This window comes from Collimonas sp. OK607, assembly GCF_900111995.1.
Taxonomy (GTDB): Bacteria; Pseudomonadota; Gammaproteobacteria; order Burkholderiales; family Burkholderiaceae_D; genus Collimonas.
This window is the reverse complement of sequence record NZ_FOKF01000023.1, coordinates 1-21,756: the sequence shown is the minus strand read 5'-3', so window position 1 is coordinate 21,756 and position 21,756 is coordinate 1. Positions and strand designations below refer to the sequence as shown.

Genomic DNA, 21,756 nt, shown 5'->3' with positions numbered 1-21,756 from the left:
CATGCAAACACATATACAAACCGTAGACGTGCTGGTTATTGGCGGCGGCACCGCCGGGCCGATGGCCGCAGTCAAAGCCAAGGAAGCCAATCCCGCGCTGCGCGTGCTGCTGCTTGAAAAGGCCAATGTCAAACGCAGCGGCGCGATTTCGATGGGGATGGATGGCTTGAACAATGCAGTGGTTCCGGGCCACGCTACGCCAACCCAATATGTGAAGGAAATCACGATCGCCAACGACGGCATCGTCAATCAAAAGACGGTAATGGCGTATGCCGAAAACAGTTTTTCGATGATAGAAGAACTGGATCGCTGGGGCATCAAATTTGAAAAGGATGAAACCGGTGACTATGCGATGCGCAAGGTGCATCACATGGGCAGTTATGTACTGCCGATGCCGGAAGGCCACGACATCAAGAAAGTGCTGTATCGCCGCCTCAAGCGCACCCGGGTCGAGATTTCCAATCGGCTGGTAGTCACCCGGTTATTGCTGGCGCAGGACGGCAGCATCGCCGGAGCGATGGCATTCGATTGCCGCACCGCAGATTTTCACGTGGTGCGCGCCAAGACGGTGGTCCTCAGCACCGGTGCGGCAGGGCGCCTGGGTTTGCCTTCCTCCGGCTACTTGTTCGGCACCTACGAAAATCCGACCAATGCCGGCGACGGCTACAGCATGGCTTATCACGCCGGCGCCGAGCTCAGCGGTATTGAGTGCTTCCAGATCAATCCCCTGATCAAGGATTACAACGGTCCTGCGTGCGCGTATGTCACCGGGCCGTTCGGTGGCTATACCACCAACAGCAAGGGCGAACGTTTCATCGAATGCGATTATTGGAGCGGCCAGATGATGATGGAGTTCTATCGCGAACTGCAAGGCGGTAACGGGCCGGTATTCCTCAAGTTGAATCACCTGGCGGAAGAAACCATCAGCACCATAGAAACCATCTTGCATACCAACGAACGCCCGAGCCGCGGCCGCTTCCATGCCGGGCGTGGAACCGACTATCGGGAACAGATGGTGGAAATGCATATTTCAGAAATCGGCCTGTGCAGCGGCCATTCGGCATCCGGGGTGTGGGTCAATGAACATGCGGAAACTACGGTAGCCGGCCTGTATGCCGCCGGCGACCTGGCATGTGTTCCGCACAACTACATGCTAGGCGCCTTCGTCTACGGCAAGCTGGCCGGAGAAAGCGCGGCGCGGCGCTGCGCCGGGCACGAGCTGGCCGAGCTCGACGAGCAACAGGTCGAAACAGAGAGAAATCGCGTCTGGGCGCCGCTGTCGCGTACTGACGGCTTGCCGCCGGCGCAGGTCGAATACAAGCTGCGGCGCATGGTCAACGATTACCTGCAACCGCCGAAGGTGACGCGCAAGATGGAGATCGGGCTGAGCCGCTTCGAAGCCATCAGCGCGGATCTGGAACGCCTTTCTGCCAGCAATCCGCATGAGCTGATGCGGGCGATGGAAGTGCATGCGATCCGCGATTGCGCCGAGATGGCGGCGCGCGCCTCGCTGTATCGCACCGAAAGCCGGTGGGGTTTGTATCACGATCGGGTCGATTACCCGGAGCGCAACGACAAGGATTGGTTTGTCCATGTCCAGGTGAAGCTGGAAAACGGTCGCATGACTTGCTTCAAACGTTCGATCGAGCCATACATCGTCGCACTGGACGAGCAGGAAAAAGACGCCTACCGGCACCTGCGGGTCAAGGTCGAAGCCGAATCAAAGCCAGAACCGTCAATAGTCATTTAGGAGACAACCATGCCGCTAGCTTTCAGCCCATCCAGCGTACCGGTCACGGTCGATGCAGATAAATGCATCGCCCATAAAGGCTGCACAGTCTGCGTCGACGTTTGCCCGCTCGATGTGCTGGCCATCGACATGATCAAGGGCAAGGCCTACATGAAATTCGACGAATGCTGGTACTGCATGCCATGTGAACAGGATTGTCCGACTGGTGCCGTGCATGTCGATATTCCATACCTGTTGCGCTGATGCCAGCGCAAGTCATTGCCGTCTAGAATTTTTACACCAAGCCATATAGGGAGAAACGAATATGCATTTGAATCGATCCATGAGCGCGCTGTCGGTCTTGTTCGTGTTGGCAGCCGGAGCGGCCCGGGCGGAAACCATTCGCGTGGCAATCGGCACCCAGGATACAACCATCAATTGCGCCACCGGCGGCGTATTGATACGCGAACTGAAATTGCTGGAAAAATACCTGCCGCATGATGGCAAGTACAAGGATGTAAATTATCAGATCGAATGGAAAAATTTTACTTCCGGTGCGCCGCTGACCAGTGAAATGGTAGCCGGAAAACTTGATATCGGATCGATGGCCGATTTTCCCGGTGCATTGAACGGCGCCACGTTTCAAAAAGCCGGCAGGAAGAGTGTTTTCATCAACGTCTTATCCGGCAGCACCATCGGCAGCGGCAACGGCATCGTAGTCCCCAAGACATCGTCGGTGCAATCGCTGGCGGATTTGAAAGGTAAGACCATTTCCGTGCCGTTCGCCTCCACCGCGCACGGTTTGCTGTTGCGCGCGGCGAAGGCGCAAGGCTGGGATCCGGAAAAGGACATCACCATCGTCACCCAGGCGCCTGAAATTGCGGGGCCGGCATTGCAAGCCAACAAGATCGACGCCCACGCCGACTTTGTGCCGTTTGCCGAGCTGTTCCCGTACCGCGGGTACGCACGTAAGATTTACGACGGCTCACAAGCCAATGCCGCCACTTTCCACGGCACTTTGGCGGATGCCGAATATGCGCGTAAATATCCGGAAATTGTCGTCGCATTCGAACGTGCCGCGATCGAAGCCGACCGCTTGTTTGCGGCCGAGCCCGAAAAATACAGCGAGCTGGTGGCCAAGAATACCGGTATCGATGCCGAAGTGATTTACCTGTTTCACGGGCCGCAGGGTTTGCAGACCCGGGATCTGAGCTGGAAGCCGGAATATCGCCAGGCGCTGAAGACGGCGATAGAAACCTTGCGTTTGCTTAAGCGCGTCGACAGTGACCTCGACGTTAATGCTTTTATCGATGATCGCTACGTGCGCACCGCCTTTCAGCAAGCCAGCCTGAATTACGAAACGCAACTGAAAAACTATGCGAAACAGCCATTGACGGCAAAAGATGCGCGCACCGGCAAGGCCATCGAGGACACACAGCGCGCTGCCCAGATCTGGGTCCAGGGAGAGGCACGCGTGCGCAACTATGCGTCGCCGGAGTCGGCATTCCTCGATCTCTCCGGGCTGGAGCAGAGCGGCAAGAAAATTCGCGTGATCTACGGCACGGATCGCAGCAATGGATTGAAGCTGTTTGCCAGCGATGGCTGGTACGTCGTCAATGGAAAAGAGATCAATGCATTCCTGTTGAAAGAGGCGGCCGAAGCGTGGGTCAAGCAGCACGGCGGCAAGATCGTCGACTATGCCGCTGCCCGGGCCGCAGTCTGAAGACGATCCTATGACTGTCTTCATTTTGCGCTCCGCATGGCGATTGCCAATCGGACGTCTGGCTATCGTGCGGCCGTTGTTGAAACTGGTGTCGCTCATCGTTTGCGTGCTGGCCTGGCAATGGACAGCCGGGCATCACCTTGATCTGGGCCTGATCACCTTCAGCAATGTACCGACGCCGCTCGAAGTAGCTGCGGCGGCGTGGGAGTTTCTGCATTCACCGAAACTGCTACAGCATGTGGGCAGCAGCCTGCTGCGCGTGTTTGCAGGATTCGGCATTGCTGCGGTAGCCGGTATAGCCCTCGGGCTGTTGATCGGGCGTTCGCTGCTGCTGGAAGACAGCTTGTTACCGCCGCTGGAAGTGTTGCGGCCGATACCCGCCGTGGCGTGGATTCCGCTGGCGATCCTGATGTTTCCGTCGTCTGAAATGTCGATGGTTTTTATCACTTTCCTCGGGGCGTTGTTTCCGATCCTGCTCAATACGATCCACGGCGTGGACGGGATCGATGCGCGGCTGATAGCTTCCGCCAAGAGTTTGGGTTGCGGCAAGCGCGCCATATTTTCAGAAGTGATTTTTCCGGCGGCCGCGCCAAGCATCGTCACCGGTTTGTCGATCGGCATGGGGACCGCCTGGTTTTGCCTGGTGACTGCAGAAATGATTTCCGGCCAATACGGTATCGGCTATTTCACCTGGGCCTCTTATACCGTACAAAATTATCCGGAGATCGTGGTTGGCATGTTATTCATCGGCTTGATGGGAATGGGCAGCAGCGCCCTGATCCGCCGGCTGGGTACGGCCTTGATGCCCTGGTATCTGCAGAAGAAGAGAAAATGACGAATCCTGCAGTGAATCCGGTAATGAATTCTGTAACAAGCGGCAAGCTAGCCATCGACCAGCTGCATATCCGGCTGGGGCGCGGCGAACGTGCGTTCGATGCCGTCCGCGATATCTCGTTCACGGTTGAGCCGGGCCAGCTGGTGTGCCTGCTGGGCCCGTCCGGTTGCGGAAAGTCGACTTTGCTGGGTGCCATCGCAGGCCATCTGAGCAGCGCCGCCGGCAGCATCCGGCTGGATGGCGATACGATCAACGGACCGCATCCGGACCGCGGCCTGGTATTCCAGCATCATACGTTGTTCCCGTGGAAGAACGTGCTCGACAACGTCGCCTTCGGACTCAAGATGCAAGGCGTCAAGCGTGCCGAGCGCAACCGGCGTGCGCAGGATTTGCTGGAACTGGTTGGCCTGGCGGGTTTCGAGCGTTCGTATCCGGCGCAGCTGTCGGGCGGCATGCAACAGCAGGTGGAAATTGCGCGGGTGCTGATCAATCGTCCCAAGGTATTGCTGATGGATGAACCGTTTGGCGCACTCGACGCACAAACGCGGCTGATGATGCAGCAGCTGTTGTTGCAGGTATGGTCGTCGATCCGCACCTCGATCATTTTCATTACCCACGATATCGATGAGGCATTGTTTCTGGCAGACCGGCTATTCGTGATGAGTGCGCATCCCGGTCGCATTATCGAAGAACTTGATATCGATTTCGCGCGGCCGCGCAGCCACCAGCTGGTGACCTCTGCCGATTTCGTCGCGCTCAAGGCGCGTTGCCTGGCACTGTTGCATCCGCAGCGCGACATGCTGTCCCTGGAACGGCTCAGTCCGCTCGGGGTGATCCACGCGAGGCAATTACGATTCGCGATATGAACCACGGCCACATATTCATGAAGGAACTACTTTTGAGCCATCCCGCCGACGCAACACCTGAGCTGCAAGTCATCAGTGCAAGGCTGCAATCGCCGGACAGTGAAATCCGGCGCATCGCCATCCTCGATCTGACCGATCTTGCCGGCGACGAGCATGTCTACTTGTTTGTCAGCGCCCTGAACGATGCATCGCCGCCGGTGCGTCGTGAAGCTGCGGCTGCGCTGCAGGCCTTTGAATGCGAGCAGGGCGTGGCCGCCTTGGTGAACCTGCTTGGCGACGAAGATGCCCAAGTCCACAATACCGCATCGGATAGCCTGAGCGACTTGAAACTGACTTCGTCCGCGAAATATCTTCTGCCTGCTGTTTCGCACCCGTTGCCGCAGGTGCGGGCATCCGCGCTGCGTGCGCTCAAACCTTTACGAGTGATGGCTAGCTATCAACCTGCAATTGCCGCACTGTCGGATCAGGACGCGATGGTCCGGCGTGAAGCGGTAGCCGTGCTCGGTTATTTGAAACATCCGCAGGCATTGTCGTCGTTGCAGACTTTGTTATACAGCGACAGCGATGCCGAGGTGCGTCGAGCGGCAGTGGGAGCACTGGGTTACGCCAGCGATGAAAATGGTTTGCCTGCGTTATTGAAGGGATTGCACGACGAGGCATGGCAAGTTCGCGAAGAAGCCGCAACCACGATAGGCAAGCTGCGTCTGGCGGCGGCGATCGACCCGCTGATCGACAGCCTGCAGGACTCCTACTGGCAAGTTCGCCTGCGTGCCGCACGTAGCCTTGGACGATTACGTAATCCATCAGCGGTAGCTGCGTTGCTAACGCTGCTGTCGCACCAGATCAGCAACTTGCGCAAGGAAGCAGCGCTGGCGCTGGGGGAAATCGGCTCCGGCTTGGCGCTGGACGAATTGGAAAAACATCAAGCCGATCCGGATCCGGAAGTCAGAAAATCCGTACGCCTGGCAATACAGCAGATTAACACTACGTCAATTTAATGAAACAGGTCGACACGCTAAGTTATCTGCGCAACAGCAATCTGCTTGAGATTATCTGGCTTGATGGCAGCTGCCTGCAGATCAAGGGTAGGAAACTGCGCATGGCATGCAGGTGCGGGGATTGCAGTAGCGATCGTCAACAGGATTTGCCGCCGGTGGACGCTGAGCCGGCATTCAAGGTACAGGCGGTTGAAGCTGTCGGCAGTTACGGGATAAGGTTATTTTTTGAAGATGGCCACAACCGTGGGATTTATCCGTGGAGCTATCTGGAACAGATCGGTGATATGGATATAGAGCACCGACTGCCTATATGATGGTGAAAACTTAAAACGGAGCGTTGTCATGGCCGATCAATCTGAAAAAGGTGAATTCTCCCGTTTACGCGAAGAAATTCGCCAATTCGTCGCCGAACGCGATTGGGATCAATTTCATACCCCTAAAAACCTGTCCTCAGCACTGTGCGTCGAAGCGGCCGAGCTTCTTGAACATTTTCAATGGCTGCCAACCGGCAACGGCGATGAGCTCAATCCAGCCAAGTTGCAGCAGGTCCGGCATGAAATGGCTGATGTGCTGGTCTACCTGATTCGCCTGGCCGACAAACTCGATGTCGATCTCAGCGCCGCCGTATCAGAAAAAATGGTCCTGAACCGGCTTAAATATCCTGCAGATAAAGTACGTGGCGATGCGCGCAAGTACTCGGAATATGAGGACGAATAGCAGCAGCCACTGGAATCCGAATGCAACGGGAAGCCAGAACTAAGCGGGGTCAGAGTGAACTTTCGGCATGTTTCACCGCCGAAACTTCACTCTGACCCCGCTTAGTGGACCACGGAGTAGAGGTGGTAAAAACAGAAACAAACAAACCGGGGATAAGTGAACTGCCTTACTCCGTGGCCGTGATCTGGGGTCGGAGTCAAGTTTCGCGATAAAGCCTGCGAAAGTTGACTCCGACCCCAGATCACTACGTCGCGCTAATCGCTCAAGCTCTTAGTGCTTTTCTTTCACCGCAAGCTTGCCATTGATCAAGGACGCGGTGTTCAGACATTCTCCTTCAGCCCAGGTTTCGCGCAGCGTGGTGCGCAGGGCGCGCAAATGTTGTTGCTGTTCGCGCAGCGTATCCATGAGCTGTTCTATCTCTTGCAGCCGCCCATCCAGCTTGCGCAGCAGATCGTCTTTCGATAATTCCTCGTGGCTGGCAAATACGCTGCGGATAGCATCCAGCGAAAACCCCAGGCTTTGCGCCATCTGGATCCGGCGCAGGCGTTCCACGGCCGCCTCGGAGTAATCGCGATAGCCGTTGGCGCCGCGTTCAGCTTTAGGCAGCAAGCCGCTTTGCTCGTAATAGCGGATGGCTGAGGAAGCCATGCCGGTTTTGTCCGCCAGTTCACCAATCTTCATAGTGCTTGACCTTCAAGTTGACTTCAAGCTTAGGATACAGTATTTCCACCCTTTGCAAGCGGACCCGCCATGACTTCAACCATGTTTTCATCTTTGCAACTGCCGAACGGCAGCGTCTTGCCCAACCGCCTCGCCAAAGCCGCGATGGAGGAAAACATGGCCGATAGCGGCCAGTTGCCAGGCCCCGCCATTCGTCGACTTTACCGCGCCTGGGCCGACGGTGGCGCGGGTTTGATCATTACCGGCAATGTCATGATCGACGGACGGGCGCTGACCGGCCCGGGCGGCATCGTGCTGGAAGCCGAGACGCCATTGGCGCCCTTTACGCAATGGGCCGAGGCGGCAAAGCACAAGGGTGCACAGGTGTGGATGCAGCTCAATCATCCTGGCCGCCAGGTGATGGCCGCCATGGGCGGCACCGCTTGGGCGCCGTCAGCGCTGGCGTTGGACATGGGTAAACATAGCAAGCTCTTCGTACAGCCCAAAGCCATGAATGATGCTGAAATCCAGGAAATCATCGCGCGCTTCGCCGCCAGCGCCGCTGCTGCCGAGCGGGCAGGATTTACCGGAGTAGAAATCCACGCCGCACACGGTTACCTGATTTCACAATTCCTGTCGCCTTTGAGCAATCAACGCCAGGACGACTGGGGCGGCAGTTTGCCAAACCGGGCGCGCTTGCTGTTGGAAGTGGTACGCGCTGTGCGGGACACGGTCTCGGCAGGATTTTGCGTTGCGGTGAAACTCAACTCCGCCGATTTTCAGCGCGGCGGTTTTAGTGAGGCCGACGCTAGGCAAGTCATCCTGTGGCTGAACGAATTGCAAGTGGATCTGGTCGAGCTGTCCGGCGGCAGCTACGAAAGTCCCGCGATGCAAGGGCGCACCGCAGATGGCCGTACCCTGGCGCGCGAAGCGTATTTCCTGGAGTTTGCCAAGGAGCTGGCCGCCGTTGCACATATGCCAGTAATGACCACCGGAGGCATCAGCCGCAAAGCAGTGGCCGAGCAGGTGCTGGCCAGCGGGGTGGCGGTGGCAGGCATGGCTACGGCGCTGGCGATAGTGCCTGACTTGCCAGCACAATGGCTGGCCGGCGGCGACCAGACTGCCCGTAGTCAACAAGTCGAGTGGAAAGATCAGGTCATGGCAGCAGTGGCGCGCATGGCCCTGGTCAAACGCCGCTTGCGCTTGCTTGGCGCCAGCCGTGTAGCAACCCGCAATCATTCAGCACTGCTGACCTTGATCATCGACCAGACGCGCACCTGGCGCCTGACGCGGCGTTATCGGCGCTGGTCGCAGGCGCGTGCCTGATCGTTCAGGTTAGGGCTACAGACTGATCTTGCCGCGGCCGATTTCGATGACCTTGCCGCCCACCTGGATCGCGGAGTCAGCCGTCACTTTGAGTCGCAACAGGCAAGGGCGTTGCACCGCCTCGCCTTGTTCGACGTTATATTCGGCAGGCAGCGCATGGCCATTGGCGATCAGCCAGCCGCCAAGATTGGCGCAAGCCGATCCGGTGCCGGGATCTTCAACTACACCGCCGCCTTGCTTGGCAAAGAAGTAGCGGGACAGGACCCGGCCGGGGCGCTCCGGATCGAAAGCAAACACATACACAGTCTTGCGTTCCAGGCTGCTTTCAGGCCAAACATCGATCTGCGCGCTATCTGGACGGGCGCGGCGCACCGCGTCTGTGCTGCGCAGCGCGACCAGCAACTGATCGGTGCCGGTGTCGACCCACAAAGGCGCGGCCAGCAAATTGTCTTCCTTCAAGCTGAGTAATGCAGCCATCCCGGCCCGCGTCATATTTGCCGCGGCCGTCTTTAGCCCGCCAGGCTGAGGTGCAGTGAAAGTCCAGACGTCGCCTTCGGCTAATACCGGAACGACCCCAGCCGTAAACTCTAACGAAAGTGCGTTCAACGAGAGTGCGTCGCCGGTATTGGCAAGGTCACGCACCACATGCGCCGTGCCCAACGTAGGGTGGCCGGCAAACCGCATTTCATAACCAGGAGTAAAGATGCGCACACGGGCGTTGGCACGCTCGGAGGGCAGGATGAATGTGGTTTCCGACAGATTGAACTGCAGCGCCAGGGCTTGCATGGTGGCGTCATCCATGCCACGCGCGTCTTCAAACACGCATAGCTGATTGCCGCCGAAAGTGGATTCGGCAAAGACGTTGAGGATACGGAAGGCGTAAGTGGACATGGAAAACCTGCTGTTCTGACAAGGTGGAAATTTTAGCAGGTAAATTGATTGCGCCAGACTGGCCACGATGAGGGCACAGTTTTTAGATATCCCCTTGACAATGCCTCAAACAAGGAGCAAAAGTTTCCTTGCCCCGATCCGATTTCGATTCATCCTGTAAGCGGGGCAGCGGAGGCGCGGAAATGGACTTCAATTTACCGGAATTGACTGAACTGGAACGCATCATTCAGGAGGGGCACCCTTACCTGGAAGGCCGGTCCGTGTGTGAAATCGAATTGAAGGGCCATCATTTCCCGGTTTATGTCCTGTCTATCGGCAGCAAAGATCCAGCGGCGCCGGCGGTCGGTTTCTTCGGCGGCGTTCATGGTCTTGAGCGCATCGGCACCCGAGTTCTCCTGGCCTTTTTGCGCAGCTTGCTGGCGCGCCTGAAATGGGATGCGGCATTGCATCACCAGCTGGCGTCGGTACGCTTGATTTTCATGCCTTTGGTAAATCCTGCAGGGATGTGGGACAGTACCCGCTGCAATCCGAGAGGCGTGGACCTGATGCGCAATGCGCCCATAAATGCCAGCGAAAAAGTCCTTTTCCTGCTCGGCGGGCAACGTATCAGCTCTCGTTTGCCTTGGTACCGAGGGGTAAGCGACGCGCCGATGGAAGCCGAAGCCCAGGCACTGTGCGGCGTTGTGCAGCAAGAGCTGCTGAGTCGTGAATTCAGTATCGCGCTGGATTGCCACTCGGGCTTCGGATTGAAGGACCGGATCTGGTTTCCTTACGCGCACAGCAGGACGCCAATCCGGCACTTGCCGCAAGTTCTGGCTCTCAAGGATCTGTTTAATCAAACCTATCGTGAACACAATTATTTGTTCGAGGCGCAAAACTGCCAGTATCTGACCCATGGCGATTTGTGGGACTACCTTTACCTGCAGGTGCCGGCCAGCAGTGACCGTGTGTTTCTCCCGCTAACGCTGGAGATGGGATCCTGGCGTTGGGTAAAAGAAAATCCGCGCCAGTTATTTTCCCGTTTGGGCATGTTTAATCCCAAATCACCCGGGCGTTTGCATCGCGTGCTGCGTAGTCACCTGGTGTGGCTCGATTTCCTTACCCGGGCCGCCGGTGCTCATCAGTACTGGATGCCAGGCAGTCTCGGGCAGCAAGCGCAACAGGAACACGGGATGCATCATGAGTAAATGGGTGTTTCTGCGGGGGCTGATGCGGGAGACGCGGCACTGGGGAGAATTTCCAGACCTGTTCCGTTCGATGGTGCCGGAGGCCGACATCACACTTCTCGATTTACCCGGTAATGGCAGCCTGCATACGCTCAGAAGCCCTATGCGAGTAGAGGAGATGACCGACTCGTGCCGGAGACAGCTCTTAAGCAGGAACATCGCACCTCCCCATAATTTATTTGCCTTATCCTTGGGGGGAATGGTCGCGACCGATTGGGCTATGCGTTATCCAGATGAAATAGCTGGCTGTGTTCTGCTCAATACCAGCTTACGCCCTCTCAATCCATTCTATCGGCGCCTGAGGCCACGCAATTATCCGGCACTGCTGGCTCTTGGCTTATCAAGTCTGGTTAACCGCAATGTGGAGCGACAAGAAAGCCTCCTGTTACGCTTGACCAGCAATCAGCACGCGCAACAAGCCGATGTGCTGGCTGACTGGATCAGTTATCAACACGGCCATCCCGTCACATATCAGAACGCCCTGCGGCAGTTATGCGCGGCAATCCGTTATCGCGCGCCCGCGCAGGCGCCGAAGCCGCCGCTGTTGATTCTCGCCGGCGGTGCAGACCGGCTGATTGATCCACGCTGCTCACAGCAACTGGCGCATCAATGGCAGGCATCCCTGGCGACCAACGCCACCGCCGGTCATGACCTCACACTGGATGCGGGGCATTGGGTGGCGGAACAGGTGCGGGATTGGCTTGTGAGCCCTGCTAATGCATATGGCAGCCAGGAAGAGTACTATTTCCCTCGTGGCCTGGAGAAAGTCGACTGATATCGAGGGATCTGACTGTAGTTGGCAAGCCTTGAACGAGGAAGATAAAAATGGAAGACTGGCACTCGATCGTTACTCTCATCGTGGTGATCGGCGCTCCGGCGCTCGGCATCTACTTCTATATCAAAGCGTACGGCGGCGAAAACGGGGAAAGGCATGCCAAGATGCGGATGCAAGGTCCTTTTGTCCCGGACAATGAAAGCAATGCCGCGGTAGAGGAAGAGCCAAAACGCACGTAGCGAATGTCGCAGCTCCCTCTAGGGAGGCTATCTTAAATTGGTGCCGATGACCGGAATCGAACTGGTGACCTACGCGTTACGAGTGCGTTGCTCTACCAACTGAGCTACATCGGCATTGCTTTTGCAAAAAAACAAACAAGAACACGAATAGATTCTAGCAGCAATTAATCGACAAATTAAAGCTATTCAATGTCCAGTATGGCTGGCATCTACGCTCCGTTCAGGACGACACCGGTAAATCTCACGGAACGCCGCCAGCCGCGGCTGCAGCGCTGCATGGCGTTGCGGGTTTGGAGTAAATGCCTCCCGTAATGGCGGTTTTGCGCAGATGACGGCTTCCTTGCCCGGCTGGTCGTTAGCGGCCAGCCACGCCAGGCGAGCCGCGCCCAGTGCACCGCCGGTTTCGCTGCCGACGTGGGTCACCATGCGTACATTCAGCGCATCAGCAATAAGTTGCGCCCAGTACGGGCTACGTGAACCGCCGCCAACCAGTGATAATTCGGTGACTTCAGTGCCGGCAGTGTGCAGGGCGGCGAGGCCGTCGGCCATGCCGAAGGTGACGCCTTCGATCACGGCATAACCGAGCGCGGCGCGGCCGTGCGCGTGCGACAGGCCATGGAATACGCCTTGTGCATAGGGATCGTTGTGAGGCGTGCGTTCGCCGGACAAGTAGGGCAGGAATAGCGGTGCGTTTTCCAGCGCGGCTGAATCAAGCTCGGTGATTTCGCTCAGCAATGTGGCCTCGTCGACACTGACCAGTCGGCAGAACCAGCGCAGGCAGCTGGCGGCCGACAGCATCACGCTCATCTGGTGCCAGCGGCCGGGCAGGGCGTGGCAGAAGGCGTGCACGGCCTGGGCTGGATTGGGGCGGAAGCGGTCATTGACGACGAACAGTACGCCGGAGGTGCCGAGCGAGACAAAACCATCGCCGGGGTTCACCGCGCCGATACCTACCGCACTGGCGGCGCCGTCGCCGCCACCGCCGGCCACGATGACTTCTGGCGATAAGCCCCAGGCATCTGCCACTTCAGGCAACAACGTGCCGGATGATTCTCCACCTTCCACCAGGCGCGGCATGTGCGAGCGGCGCATGCCGGTCGCTGCCAGCAATGCATCCGACCAGTCGCGTTTGGCGACATCGAGCCACAGGGTGCCGGCGGCATCGGATGGTTCGGATACCTTGTTGCCGGTCATTTTCAGGCGCAGCCAGTCTTTCGGCAGCAGTACCATCTGCATGGCGGCAAATATTTCCGGTTCGTGACGCGCCAGCCATAGCAGTTTGGGAGCGGTAAAACCTGGCATGGCCAGGTTGCCGGCGATCTGATGCAATTGCGGCGCCAGTTCGGTCAGTTCGGCGCATTCGCTGATGCTGCGCAAGTCGTTCCAAAGGATCGCCGGACGCAAGACGCGATCTTGTGCGCCGAGCAGCACAGCACCGTGCATCTGGCCAGACAGGCCGATGGCGCGCACAGCGCGAAACTGCGCCGGTGCTTTTGCGCGTAGTTTAGCGATGGCTTCACAGGTAGCCTGCCACCATTGTTCAGGGTCTTGTTCCGACCAGCGTGGTTGCGGGCGGGACACGGTTAATGCGGTGCCGGCATCGGCCAGCAAATTGCCAGCCTGATCCATCAAAACTATCTTGACTTCCGAAGTGCCCAAGTCGATGCCGAGATACATATCTCCATCCTATTGTATTTTTATGCATGGTTGTTGCGGTAACAGATGTTGCAAGTCCGGCATGCCGTCAGGTCTGCAGGGCGAGCCAATTCTGTACATGGACCAGTGCTTCATGCAGTGGCACTTCAAGTTGCAAGCTGCCAGCTAGTGTGCCCCATAAGGCGGGATCGGCGCAATAGGCGCGGACCGGATCGGCGCTGTTTAGCATGGTGCGGGTGGCTGTTTCGTCGAAGACGCCATCCTGATAGACATAGGGTAATTCATCCTTGGCCCAGCGTTGCAAGAACAGGAAGAATAGCGCCGGCAGGACGAGGGTGGCATGCGGCACGACGCCACGCTCAATACATTCTTGTAGAGTCGGCACGATGAAGCCGGGAATCTTCGAGAAGCCGTCGGCGGCAACCCGCTGATTACTGTCCTGGATATTCGGATTGCCAAAGCGTTCCAGCACAACGTCGCGATACTCCGCCAGGTTGAGCGGGCTCGGCGTCAGGCACGGAATGACGTCTTGCGTGACATAGTCGTAAGCCATTTTGCGGATGTCAGCCCGCGCGCAACCTTCATGGATATAGTTTAGTCCGACCAACGTGCCGGCCCACGCGATGCAACTGTGAGTGGCGTTGAGTATGCGGATCTTGGCTTCTTCATAAGGCAGCACCGACTGCACCATTTCGACGCCGACTTTTTCCAGAGGCGGACGTCCGGCGACAAAATTGTCTTCAATCACCCATTGGATAAATGACTCGGCCATCAGCGCGCAGGGGTCGGCCTGGCCGCAGGCTTGCGCCACGCGCGTCCGGACTTCTTCAGTGGGGCGCGGCGTGATGCGATCGACCATGGAATTGGGGCTGCTGATGTGTTCTGCCACCCATTGCTGCAGAGCGGTCTCTCCGCGTAATGCCAGAAATTGCAACAAGCCGTCGTGAAAGCGTTCGCCGTTGTGACGCAGGTTGTCGCAGTTGAGCAGGGTGACCGGACCGCCGTTGGCAGCGGCGCGCGCGCGCAGGATGGCCGTCAGCGCGCCATAGATCGTATTCAGTTCGCCTTGCAGGTCGGCGGCAAGATCGGGATTGCTGCTGTCCAGGCGGTGATGGTGATCAAGATAATAGCCACCTTCGGTGACGGTGAATGAAATTATTCTGGTGGCGCTTTTTGCGCCGCAGCTTGTCAATTCAAGCAGTGCTGCATCCCAGGGGACGATGGTCTTGATAGATCGGATCGTTTCGTAATTACGGACACCGCCCGGCGTCACGGTTTCTAGCGTATATACGCCGCCCTGGCGCTCCAGTGCGTCCAGCAACGGTGTCATGTCATCGCGGATATTGGCCAGTGCGAGTGACCAGCCGGTGTCTCCGGCTTCCATCAGATGATGCAGATAGACGGCCTGATGCGCGCGGTGGAAAGAACCTGCACCGATGTGCAGCCAGATGTTGTCGGAAGGCTCAGCAACGGAAGCGGAGGAAGTGACTTGCATGGTGTGTCCTGAATAAATAAAATTTTATGCCGTCTGCGAAGCAGCTTGTTGTGCCTGGTCCGTCGCCGCGTGCGGAGCGGAGACCGTCGAATCCAGCCGGCGCAGGGCGCGGCCGCTTTGATCGAACAGGTGGCAGCGCTGCGGATCGGCAGACACGCCGATTTCGCTGCCGCGCTGCATGCTCACAGTATCGGCCACACGCAGCACCAGTGGTTCTTCGGACAGTGCGGAGTCGGCGTACAGATAGGAAAAATCGCCGAGTGCTTCCAGCACCGTGAATTTTGCCTTCAGCATCGGATTGTGCGGATCAAGCATCAGGTGCTCCGCGCGCACGCCGATGCTGACAGGGGCGCCGATCTGCAAGCTGCTGCCGTCGACCGCAACCGATTGCCTGCCGCCGCTGGCCAGTTCAACCAGCACACCGTTATTGGCGATGGCAGCTACTTTGCCATCGATGAAATTCATTTTTGGCGAGCCGATGAAACCTGCCACAAACCGATTCGCCGGATGATGATAGAGCTGCTGCGGCGAACCGACTTGCTCGACCCGGCCAGCTGACAGCACTACGATCTTGTCGGCTAGCGTCATGGCTTCGATCTGGTCGTGAGTGACGTAGATCATGGTGGTCTTGAGCTGGTCGTGCAACCGTGAAAATTCAAGGCGCATCTTGACCCGCAGGGCGGAATCCAGGTTCGACAAAGGCTCGTCGAACAAGAACACGCTCGGCTCGCGCGTAATGGCGCGGCCGATTGCCACCCGCTGGCGCTGGCCGCCTGACAAAGCCTTCGGCTTGCGATCCAGCAAATGATCGATGTGCAATGTCTTGGCCGCACGTTGCACTGCGGTGTCGATCTCTTGCTTCGACTTGCCGGCGATCTTGAGGCCGAAAGCCATGTTGTCATACAGCGTCATGTGCGGATACAGGGCATAAGACTGGAACACCATCGCAATGCCGCGCTTGGCTGGCGGCACATCGTTCATGCGGGCGTCGCCGATGAACAGGTCGCCGCTGCTGATATCTTCCAGGCCGGCGATCATGCGCAGTAAAGTGGATTTACCACAGCCGCTGGGACCGACGAAGACGACGAATTCGCCGTCTTCGATGTCGAGATTGATGTCGCGCATGACTTCATTATCGTCGTAGCTCTTGATGAGATTTCTGATCGTTACGCCTGCCATGATGGTCTCCTTCTGTTTTCTTCGTAGATCGCCGCCTTGGATTACGGATGGCGGCGATTCAATGTAAATGCGTGGAACTACGCCGTCTGTCTGCCGAGCAGTTCCGCCAGCTGTTGCATGTCGTCGAATATCCGTTCGGCGCCGGCTGCCAGCAATCTTGCGCCGGCGCGTTTGCGATCGTGCGCTACACCGATGAAACCGATGACGCGGATGCCGGCGGCTACTGCGGAACGGACGCCGGTGACGCTGTCGTCAATCGCGATGCATTGTTGTGGCGATACGCCAAAGCCGGCAGCTGCGGCCAGGTAGACATCGGGCGCCGGTTTGGGACTGCCGATTTCATGGCCGCTATGGATGTGGCCTTCGAATTGCTCCAGCAAATCACAGTGATGCAAGCCCGCGCGGATACGATCCAGGCTACTGTTGCTGGCCACCGCCTTGGGCAACGGGATTGCTGCCAGCGCCTGCCTGACACCGGGCACAGGATTGACTTCCTCGCTGCACGCACGGCTGACAAACAGGTTGATCGCGCTATAGTCCGCCGGCGCCAGCTCTAACTTGAACTCGCGATTGACTTCATCCAGCAACTGATCGGTCATCATTCCCAGCCGTTCTGCAATTGCGCTATGCAATGCGGGGCCGGCATGCTGCATTGATGGCGAAGACGACAAATACGGCGTCAGCTGGCGATGCAACACACTGAGGGCGATGCTTTCGCTATCCAGCAAAACGCCGTCGCAATCGCAGATGAGGTGGCTGATATGGGTAGTCATCGCTTTATCCATTGAATCCGTCATTTCACCGCGCCAAAGGTAAGGCCGCGCACCAGTTGCTTTTGCGCCAGCCAGCCGAGCACCATGATCGGTGCGATCGCCAGCAGCGAAGCGGCTGACAGCTTGGCCCAGAACAGACCCTCCGGATTCGAGTAAGAGGCGATGAATACGGTAAGCGGCGCACCGCTGACGCTGGTCAGGTTGATGCTCCAGAATGCCTCGTTCCATGACAGGATAATCAGCAGCAGGCCAGTCGAGACCAGTCCCGGCATGGAGGTCGGCAGCAGCAGGTACGCCATTTCCTGCCAGGCGTTGGCGCCATCGATTCGTGCCGCTTCGAGGATTTCCTTTGGTACGTCGTTGAAGTAGGTGAACGCCATCCAGACCGCAATCGGCAAGTTGATCAAAGTGTAGATGATGGTCAACCCGGTTACCGTATCGAGCAGGCCGGTATTCTTGGCTAGCAGATAAATCGGGATCAGCACGCCAACCGCAGGCATCATCTTGGTCGACAGCATCCACAGCAACAGTTTCTGGGTACGGGCGGTGGGGAAAAATGCCATCGCATACGCCGCCGGCACCGCGATCAGCAATGCCAGCGCGGTAGAACCCAGCGAGACGATCAGTGAATTCACGACAAAGTCCATGTAGTTACTGCGCGCCATCACTTCATGGAAGCTTTCCAGCGTCGGCCAGAAAATCAAGGTCGGCACGTAGGCTTGGTGTTCGGTCTTGAAGGCGGTGATCGCAACCCAGAAGATTGGAAAAAACAGGATGATGGCGCAAGCCCACGCTACCAGTCCCAGCCACAGCCGGTTTTTATTTTTGGCGTTCATTTTTCGTTCGCTCCTTTCAGGTTCTTGGCCATCATCCGTACCAGGAAGAACGACACAATATTGGCCAGTATCACGGCGATGATGCCGCCGGCCGAAGCGATGCCGATGTCGAACTGCTGCAAGCCGATCGAATACACCAGGTAAGCCAGGTTAGTGGTCGCAGTGCCAGGACCGCCGGCGGTGGTAGTGAAAATTTCGGCGAAGATCGATAACAGGAAAATGGTTTCGATCATGATGACAACGGTGATCGCCCGCTTGAGATGGGGCAGCACCACATACCAGAACACCCGGATCGGTCCGGCGCCATCCAGTTGCGCCGCTTCTTTCTGTTCCATATCCAGCGATTGCAGCGCCGTCAGCAGGATCAGGAAGGCGAATGGAATCCATTGCCAGGCGACGATCATGATCACCGACAGCATCGGATATTCGGCCAGCCAGTCGATCGGCTCCAGGCCGAGCAGGCGCATGGCCCACGCCAACAGGCCGTACACCGGGTGCAGGATCATGTTTTTCCAGATCAGGGCGGCAACGGTAGGCATCACGAAGAACGGCCCGATCACCAGCAGGCGGGCGATGCCGCGGCCGAAAAACGGCTGGTCGAACAGTACCGCCAGCAGCGTGCCCGAGACTACGCTGATGACCAGCACCGAGCCGATCAGCACCATTGTATTCAGGATCGACGGCCAGAACGCCGGATCGTTTAGCAGGAAGGCATAATTGTCCAGCCCGACAAAACCGGTTACATCCGGCATCATCAAGTTATAGCGGATGACAGAGAAGTACAGTGTCATTGCCAGCGGCACTATCATCCACAGCAGCAACAAGAAAACCGAAGGCGTTTGCAGCAGCCGTACCGGCTTGAATTTGCTGGCGTTTGGCCGCACCGGTACGGCCGCGTTTGCGATCTGGGCGGAAGGAGTCGACATGATGAATTACCTTTTACGTTTTGCGCGCCGATAGACGGATGGCCAGGGTGGACACAAGGTGCCCACCCTACGGAGCATTACCAACAGCGTATTACTTGATGTAGCGTCCTTGACGCATCACCCGGTCTGCTTGCGCCTGCGATGTCTGCAATGCGGCTTCGACGGTCGACTTGCCCGCCAGTGCGCCGGCAATTGCCTGGCCGACTACCGTGCCCAGCGATTGGAACTCGGGAATCGTCACGAACTGGATGCCGGTGTAAGGCACTTTTTGCAAGGTCGCATCTTTGGTGTCGGCCGACTGGATCGCGTTCAGCACGAAGTCGGAATACGGCGCCGCCTTTTTGTATTCGGGCGAGGCATAAGTCGACATGCGGGTGCCAGGAGGTACCAGGCCCCAGTCTTTTTCCTTGGCTACCAGCTGCACGTATTCCTTGGAAGTCGCCCAGGCGGCAAATTTCTTGGCGGCGTCCTGCGATTTCGACGATTTCGGAATCGCTAGCGACCAGATCCACAACCAGTGCGAGCCTTTAGGCGTGACTGCCACCGGTGATGGCGCAAACGCGACCTTGCCGACTACCTTCGATTCCTTGCTGCTGTAGATCATGCCGGCTGCCACCGTAGCGTCGATCCACATGCTGCATTTTCCGCTGGAGAACAGCACTAGGTTTTCGTTGAAGCCGTTGGAGGTGGCGCCAGCGGGACCGTATTTGCGCAGCAGGTCGACATAGGTGGTGACCGCATTTTTCCACTCGGGAGAATTGAGTTGCGGCTGCCATTTTTCATCGAACCAGCGGGCGCCGAAAGTGTTCACCATGGTGCCGACCAGCGCCATGTTCTCGCCCCATCCGGCGCGGCCACGCAAGCAGATACCGGCGATGCCGTTTTGCTTGTCGGTCAGCTTTTCAGCGAAACCGGCGATATCCTGGAACGTCGGATGCTCAGGCATTTTCAAGCCCTTTTCCGCAAACAGGTCTTTGCGGTAATAGGTCATCGAGCTTTCGGCATAGAACGGCAACGCGTACAACTTGCCGCCTTCGGTCAGCCCTTCGCGTACTGTCTTGATCAGGTCGGCTTCGTCGTAGCTGGCAGGCAAGCCTTCCATCGGCGCCAGCCAGCCTTTCTTGGCCCAGATCGGCGCTTCATATGCGCCGATAGTCATCAGGTCGAACTGGCCGCTGCCGGTGGCGATGTCGGTGGTAACCCGCTGCCGCAGCACGTTTTCTTCCAGTACCACCCAGCGTAATTTGATGTCGGGGTTGGCTGCTTCGAAATTCGATGAGAGTTTTTGCAGTTCGATCATGTCCGGATTGTTGATCGTTGCGATGTTGACGGTAGTCGGTGCTGCCCAGGCGCTGCTGCAGAGCATCGCTATCGAGATAAGGCTGAACGGCGCCAGGACGGCTGAAAGCGAACTGGCACGAATGCTGCGACGTTTCATGTTTGTCTCCATGGTTGGAATGATCAATACGCCATGCCGACTTGCGCGGCTTCGCGTTATCGCTTTCACAGATGGCAATTAACGCTCGGTTGCCATCGGGAAAATTATTTAACGTTGTCTTTTGATTTGTATTTTTGTATGCTTGATTCAAATATTGAGCAAAAGACTTTTAGTTGAGCAAATAATCATCCATGATTCAATGCGTGTCAAGATTTTGTTCTGCTGCGCTGCACTATCTGGGACAATTCTAGGGTCGAATGCCAAAAAAACAGGATAGTTGCGACGCTGGCGATGCATGTTGTGGAGGCGCGTGCAGAGCGATCCATGCCGCAAAAAAGGAAATCAGATGGCATCAAGAAATGAAAAACTGGATCTCGCCGCGCGTGCGGCGTGGATGTATTACGTGGCTGGCAATACGCAAAACGAAATCGCCGATCACCTTGGCATTTCGCGCCAGATGGCGCAGCGGCTGGTGGCCTATGCGCGCGAATCCGGGCTGGTCAAGGTGCGGGTTGAACATCCGGTGTCGACTTGCCTGGAACTGGCGGCGGCATTGCAGCAGCGCTACGGCCTCGAGCAATGCCATGTGGTGCCGAGCGAAGGCGCGGGCGGCAACGTGGTCGACGAGGCCGGGGTGCAGCAGATGCTGGCGGTGGTCGGGGCCGAGGTGATGGAACGCTATCTGCAGCAGGAGACGCCGCTGGTGGTGAATGTCGGTTCGGGGCGGACCTTGAAGGCGGTGCTGGAGGCGGTTACCGAAATGGAGCGGCCGCAGCATCGGATCGTTTCGATGGTGGGGGCGATTGCTGCCGATGGTTCGTCGAACCGTTATGACGTGGCGCTTACGGCTGCCGATAAAATCCAGGCGCGTTTCTTTTTCTTGCCGGCGCCGCTGGTGGCTGACAGTGCTGAGGATATGCGGCAGTGGTGTAACCATCGGGTGTATCGGATCGTTGCGGATCTGGCGCAGCAGGCGGATGTGACCTTTATCGGGGTCGGTACGATTGCGCTTGGTTGCCCGATGCATGAGGATGGTTTTATTACGGCTGATGAGGTTAGGCAGTTGCAGGGATACGGGGCGGTGGGGGAGATGATCGGGCATGCGATTGCCGGCGACGGCCGCCTGATTGCATCGCCGCTGGAAGAACGCGTCACCAGTTTGCCGCTGACTTCGCCGCCGACACGGCCGGTGATTGGCATGGCCGGTGGTGTCAAGAAGGCTGAAGCGATTCGGGCGGTATTGCGTGGGGGTTGGTGGTCGGGCTTAATCACGGACGAATACTGCGCACGCTACGCACTACAAGACAACTAGTTAAATAGGGTCAGTCAACTTTCGCAGGCTTTATCGCGAAACTTGACTCTGACCCTAATGCCGTTAAGTTAGTGGTTTTCTAAGACGGCGTTCTGGGTAACGTTGCGGTTTTGCCTTTGTGACCCGGTCGAATTTTCGGCCGGGTCGGTAGACATT

General features: G+C 57.6%; 22 protein-coding genes and 1 tRNA gene. 13 read left to right on the top strand and 10 right to left on the bottom strand.

All coding sequences use genetic code 11. The annotated features are described in order from the left end of the window. Position 1 precedes the first annotated feature (1 nt). From BM029_RS16000 to BM029_RS15965, 8 genes are all read left to right on the top strand, one after another. Entirely contained in the window at positions 2-1,750 is a 1,749-nt protein-coding gene (locus BM029_RS16000) for a fumarate reductase/succinate dehydrogenase flavoprotein subunit (RefSeq protein WP_092437661.1), read from the top strand. Between the two features lie 9 nt (positions 1,751-1,759). Further along, the gene (locus BM029_RS15995; protein ID WP_092413697.1) at positions 1,760-1,993 is read left to right on the top strand and encodes a 4Fe-4S dicluster domain-containing protein; all 234 of its coding nucleotides are present in this window, start codon (positions 1,760-1,762) and stop codon (positions 1,991-1,993) included. 61 nt (positions 1,994-2,054) lie between these two features. Continuing rightward, positions 2,055-3,452 carry an ABC transporter substrate-binding protein gene (locus tag BM029_RS15990; RefSeq protein WP_092437660.1) on the top strand — a complete coding sequence of 466 codons (1,398 nt, stop codon included), beginning with the start codon at positions 2,055-2,057 and terminating at the stop codon, positions 3,450-3,452. 10 nt (positions 3,453-3,462) lie between these two features. Continuing rightward, positions 3,463-4,287 (top strand): ABC transporter permease, encoded by an 825-nt coding sequence (locus BM029_RS15985; RefSeq protein WP_092437756.1) that lies wholly within the window; start codon positions 3,463-3,465, stop codon positions 4,285-4,287. After that, positions 4,284-5,153: an ABC transporter ATP-binding protein gene (locus BM029_RS15980; protein ID WP_244545086.1), complete on the top strand. Its 870-nt coding sequence runs from the start codon at positions 4,284-4,286 to the stop codon at positions 5,151-5,153. The genes BM029_RS15985 and BM029_RS15980 overlap by 4 nt, the downstream gene beginning before the upstream one ends. 17 nt (positions 5,154-5,170) lie before the next feature. After that, positions 5,171-6,151, top strand: a complete 981-nt coding sequence (locus tag BM029_RS15975) for a HEAT repeat domain-containing protein (RefSeq protein ID WP_092437752.1) — start codon at positions 5,171-5,173, stop codon at positions 6,149-6,151. Continuing rightward, the gene (locus BM029_RS15970) at positions 6,151-6,465 is read left to right on the top strand and encodes a DUF971 domain-containing protein (protein WP_092437658.1); all 315 of its coding nucleotides are present in this window, start codon (positions 6,151-6,153) and stop codon (positions 6,463-6,465) included. The genes BM029_RS15975 and BM029_RS15970 overlap by 1 nt, the downstream gene beginning before the upstream one ends. A gap of 28 nt (positions 6,466-6,493) precedes the next feature. Then, entirely contained in the window at positions 6,494-6,868 is a 375-nt protein-coding gene (locus BM029_RS15965) for a nucleotide pyrophosphohydrolase (RefSeq protein ID WP_092437657.1), read from the top strand. A 270-nt stretch (positions 6,869-7,138) separates the two neighbouring features. Here the strand turns inward: BM029_RS15965 and BM029_RS15960 are convergent, their stop codons facing one another. Then, entirely contained in the window at positions 7,139-7,549 is a 411-nt protein-coding gene (locus BM029_RS15960; protein ID WP_092437655.1) for a MerR family transcriptional regulator, read from the bottom strand. A gap of 69 nt (positions 7,550-7,618) precedes the next feature. Here BM029_RS15960 and BM029_RS15955 point away from each other — a divergent pair, with 69 nt between their 5' ends. Then, complete coding sequence (locus BM029_RS15955; RefSeq protein ID WP_211482489.1) at positions 7,619-8,854, top strand: NADH:flavin oxidoreductase/NADH oxidase family protein; 1,236 nt, start codon at positions 7,619-7,621, stop codon at positions 8,852-8,854. A gap of 15 nt (positions 8,855-8,869) precedes the next feature. On the opposite strand, the gene BM029_RS15950 is transcribed toward BM029_RS15955, so the two are convergent. Further along, the gene (locus BM029_RS15950) at positions 8,870-9,745 is read right to left on the bottom strand and encodes a PhzF family phenazine biosynthesis protein (RefSeq protein ID WP_092437653.1); all 876 of its coding nucleotides are present in this window, start codon (positions 9,743-9,745) and stop codon (positions 8,870-8,872) included. Positions 9,746-9,927: 182 nt separating this feature from the next. On the opposite strand from BM029_RS15950, the gene BM029_RS15945 reads away from it, so the two are divergent. Genes BM029_RS15945 through BM029_RS15935 form a run of 3 tightly spaced genes read left to right on the top strand, consistent with a single transcriptional unit; the run spans position 9,928 to position 11,985 of the window. Continuing rightward, positions 9,928-10,932, top strand: coding sequence for a M14 family zinc carboxypeptidase (locus BM029_RS15945; protein WP_092437651.1), 1,005 nt, complete (start codon positions 9,928-9,930; stop codon positions 10,930-10,932). Further along, on the top strand, positions 10,925-11,746 hold the full coding sequence (locus BM029_RS15940; protein WP_092437650.1) for an alpha/beta fold hydrolase: 822 nt from the start codon (positions 10,925-10,927) through the stop codon (positions 11,744-11,746). Before BM029_RS15945 ends, BM029_RS15940 begins: the two co-directional genes overlap by 8 nt. 50 nt (positions 11,747-11,796) lie before the next feature. Continuing rightward, positions 11,797-11,985: a hypothetical protein gene (locus tag BM029_RS15935; RefSeq protein WP_092437648.1), complete on the top strand. Its 189-nt coding sequence runs from the start codon at positions 11,797-11,799 to the stop codon at positions 11,983-11,985. A 38-nt stretch (positions 11,986-12,023) separates the two neighbouring features. Here BM029_RS15935 and BM029_RS15930 read toward each other — a convergent pair. The 8 genes from BM029_RS15930 to BM029_RS15895 form a co-directional block, all read right to left on the bottom strand. Continuing rightward, positions 12,024-12,099, bottom strand: a tRNA-Thr gene (locus BM029_RS15930). A 72-nt stretch (positions 12,100-12,171) separates the two neighbouring features. Further along, positions 12,172-13,662, bottom strand: a complete 1,491-nt coding sequence (gene xylB / locus BM029_RS15925; protein WP_092437647.1) for a xylulokinase — start codon at positions 13,660-13,662, stop codon at positions 12,172-12,174. A gap of 67 nt (positions 13,663-13,729) precedes the next feature. Further along, positions 13,730-15,136 carry a D-arabinitol 4-dehydrogenase gene (gene dalD, locus BM029_RS15920; protein ID WP_092437645.1) on the bottom strand — a complete coding sequence of 469 codons (1,407 nt, stop codon included), beginning with the start codon at positions 15,134-15,136 and terminating at the stop codon, positions 13,730-13,732. A gap of 24 nt (positions 15,137-15,160) precedes the next feature. Continuing rightward, the gene (locus BM029_RS15915; RefSeq protein ID WP_092437644.1) at positions 15,161-16,315 is read right to left on the bottom strand and encodes an ABC transporter ATP-binding protein; all 1,155 of its coding nucleotides are present in this window, start codon (positions 16,313-16,315) and stop codon (positions 15,161-15,163) included. Between the two features lie 77 nt (positions 16,316-16,392). Next, a complete protein-coding gene (locus BM029_RS15910; protein WP_092437748.1) occupies positions 16,393-17,088 on the bottom strand; it encodes an HAD family hydrolase in 696 nt (231 codons plus the stop codon). A 20-nt stretch (positions 17,089-17,108) separates the two neighbouring features. Then, positions 17,109-17,924 carry a carbohydrate ABC transporter permease gene (locus BM029_RS15905; RefSeq protein ID WP_092437642.1) on the bottom strand — a complete coding sequence of 272 codons (816 nt, stop codon included), beginning with the start codon at positions 17,922-17,924 and terminating at the stop codon, positions 17,109-17,111. Next, positions 17,921-18,850 (bottom strand): carbohydrate ABC transporter permease, encoded by a 930-nt coding sequence (locus tag BM029_RS15900; RefSeq protein WP_092437640.1) that lies wholly within the window; start codon positions 18,848-18,850, stop codon positions 17,921-17,923. The genes BM029_RS15905 and BM029_RS15900 overlap by 4 nt, the downstream gene beginning before the upstream one ends. Positions 18,851-18,941: 91 nt before the next feature. Continuing rightward, positions 18,942-20,216 carry an ABC transporter substrate-binding protein gene (locus tag BM029_RS15895; protein WP_170851107.1) on the bottom strand — a complete coding sequence of 425 codons (1,275 nt, stop codon included), beginning with the start codon at positions 20,214-20,216 and terminating at the stop codon, positions 18,942-18,944. 418 nt (positions 20,217-20,634) lie between these two features. Between BM029_RS15895 and BM029_RS15890 the strand changes: the two genes are divergently transcribed. Then, a complete protein-coding gene (locus tag BM029_RS15890) occupies positions 20,635-21,600 on the top strand; it encodes a sugar-binding transcriptional regulator (RefSeq protein ID WP_092437637.1) in 966 nt (321 codons plus the stop codon). Positions 21,601-21,756 lie beyond the last annotated feature (156 nt).

Bases quoted from the DNA above. Each gene is read 5' to 3' on its own strand.
- BM029_RS15905 (WP_092437642.1), bottom strand. From the start codon at position 17,924: ATGAACGCCAAAAATAAAAACCGGCTGTGGCTGGGACTGGTAGCGTGG.
- BM029_RS15950 (WP_092437653.1), bottom strand. From the start codon at position 9,745: ATGTCCACTTACGCCTTCCGTATCCTCAACGTCTTTGCCGAATCCACT.
- BM029_RS15910 (WP_092437748.1), bottom strand. From the start codon at position 17,088: ATGACTACCCATATCAGCCACCTCATCTGCGATTGCGACGGCGTTTTG.
- BM029_RS15915 (WP_092437644.1), bottom strand. From the start codon at position 16,315: ATGGCAGGCGTAACGATCAGAAATCTCATCAAGAGCTACGACGATAAT.
- BM029_RS15990 (WP_092437660.1), top strand. From the start codon at position 2,055: ATGCATTTGAATCGATCCATGAGCGCGCTGTCGGTCTTGTTCGTGTTG.
- BM029_RS15980 (WP_244545086.1), top strand. From the start codon at position 4,284: ATGACGAATCCTGCAGTGAATCCGGTAATGAATTCTGTAACAAGCGGC.
- BM029_RS15970 (WP_092437658.1), top strand. From the start codon at position 6,151: ATGAAACAGGTCGACACGCTAAGTTATCTGCGCAACAGCAATCTGCTT.
- BM029_RS16000 (WP_092437661.1), top strand. From the start codon at position 2: ATGCAAACACATATACAAACCGTAGACGTGCTGGTTATTGGCGGCGGC.
- BM029_RS15995 (WP_092413697.1), top strand. From the start codon at position 1,760: ATGCCGCTAGCTTTCAGCCCATCCAGCGTACCGGTCACGGTCGATGCA.
- BM029_RS15955 (WP_211482489.1), top strand. From the start codon at position 7,619: ATGACTTCAACCATGTTTTCATCTTTGCAACTGCCGAACGGCAGCGTC.
- BM029_RS15940 (WP_092437650.1), top strand. From the start codon at position 10,925: ATGAGTAAATGGGTGTTTCTGCGGGGGCTGATGCGGGAGACGCGGCAC.
- BM029_RS15945 (WP_092437651.1), top strand. From the start codon at position 9,928: ATGGACTTCAATTTACCGGAATTGACTGAACTGGAACGCATCATTCAG.
- BM029_RS15890 (WP_092437637.1), top strand. From the start codon at position 20,635: ATGGCATCAAGAAATGAAAAACTGGATCTCGCCGCGCGTGCGGCGTGG.
- xylB (WP_092437647.1), bottom strand. From the start codon at position 13,662: ATGTATCTCGGCATCGACTTGGGCACTTCGGAAGTCAAGATAGTTTTG.
- BM029_RS15960 (WP_092437655.1), bottom strand. From the start codon at position 7,549: ATGAAGATTGGTGAACTGGCGGACAAAACCGGCATGGCTTCCTCAGCC.
- dalD (WP_092437645.1), bottom strand. From the start codon at position 15,136: ATGCAAGTCACTTCCTCCGCTTCCGTTGCTGAGCCTTCCGACAACATC.
- BM029_RS15985 (WP_092437756.1), top strand. From the start codon at position 3,463: ATGACTGTCTTCATTTTGCGCTCCGCATGGCGATTGCCAATCGGACGT.
- BM029_RS15900 (WP_092437640.1), bottom strand. From the start codon at position 18,850: ATGTCGACTCCTTCCGCCCAGATCGCAAACGCGGCCGTACCGGTGCGG.
- BM029_RS15895 (WP_170851107.1), bottom strand. From the start codon at position 20,216: ATGCTCTGCAGCAGCGCCTGGGCAGCACCGACTACCGTCAACATCGCA.
- BM029_RS15975 (WP_092437752.1), top strand. From the start codon at position 5,171: ATGAAGGAACTACTTTTGAGCCATCCCGCCGACGCAACACCTGAGCTG.
- BM029_RS15965 (WP_092437657.1), top strand. From the start codon at position 6,494: ATGGCCGATCAATCTGAAAAAGGTGAATTCTCCCGTTTACGCGAAGAA.
- BM029_RS15935 (WP_092437648.1), top strand. From the start codon at position 11,797: ATGGAAGACTGGCACTCGATCGTTACTCTCATCGTGGTGATCGGCGCT.